Annotated in this window: 2 protein-coding genes; both read left to right on the top strand. The window is 71.5% G+C overall.

All coding sequences use genetic code 11. The features are described from left to right. The coding region (locus G6018_RS10565; protein WP_182639563.1) for a bifunctional ornithine acetyltransferase/N-acetylglutamate synthase at positions 1-818 on the top strand (818 nt) is incomplete at its 5' end. Continuing rightward, positions 815-1,020: nuclear transport factor 2 family protein (locus G6018_RS10560; protein WP_182639562.1), on the top strand; the 206-nt coding region annotated here is incomplete at its 3' end. The genes G6018_RS10565 and G6018_RS10560, both read left to right, overlap by 4 nt.

Below are 1,020 nucleotides of genomic sequence, written 5' to 3'. Positions count from 1 at the left end.
ATCTCGAGGGGTTGGCCGGTGCCGACTTCGACGCCGACGCGGTCGCACTGGCCAGCGCGATGATGACGACGGACACCCACCCCAAGACGGCGCGGGTGGAGGTGGCGACGACGACGGGCGGCACCGCTCAGGTCGTGGGCATCGCCAAGGGGGTCGGGATGGTCGAACCGGACATGGCCACGATGATCGCCGTGATCTTCACCGACGCCGCCGTGGAGCCCGGTGTGCTGGACACCGCGTTCAGGGGTGCGGTGGACGACACGTTCAACTGCCTGTCCGTCGACACCGACACCTCCACCTCCGACACCGCGATCGTGCTGGCCAGCGGCGCGGCCGGGCCGGTGGACGAGGCCGGGATGCGGCGGGCCCTCGAGGCCGTGTGTCTGGACCTGACCCGTCAACTGGCCCGCGACGGAGAGGGGGCCACCAAGTTGCTCACCGTCGAGGTCACCGGCGCCCGCGACCGCGACCAGGCCAAGCGTGTGGCCAAGGCGATCCTCAACTCCCCACTGGTCAAGACCGCCGTCCACGGGGCGGACCCCAACTGGGGCCGGGTGGCCATGGCGATCGGCAAGTGCCACGAGGACACGGACATCGACCCGGAGCGGGTCCGCATCGTCTTCGGTGACCTCGAGACCTACCCCGCCTTCCCCGGTGAGGCCGAACTCGAGCGGCTCACCGAGATCATGCGGGCCGAGGAGGTCACGATCTCGGTCGACCTGGGCGTCGAGTCAGGCTCCGCCGACGGCGCCTGCACGGTGTACGGGTGCGACCTCTCGCGCGAGTACATCTCGATCAACGCGGACTACACGACGTGACCCCGCCTACCGGCGCGGGCGCGCCTCCGGACGCGGGCGCGGCGGAGGACCTCGAGGCGATCCGGGCGGTCTTCGCCCGCCGGCTGTACGTCATGGACACCAAGCAGTGGGACGCCTACGGGCCGTGCCACACCGAGGACGTGGTCAGCGAGTCCTGGGCGGCCGGCGGCGGGGCGCCCGAGGTGCGCGGTCGCGAGGCGCT

The sequence above is a fragment of the Dietzia sp. DQ11-44 genome, assembly GCF_014145205.1.
GTDB lineage: Bacteria > Actinomycetota > Actinomycetes > Mycobacteriales > Mycobacteriaceae > Dietzia > Dietzia natronolimnaea.
Note: the sequence above shows the minus strand (reverse complement) of the source record. Positions and strands in the feature narration are given on the sequence as shown.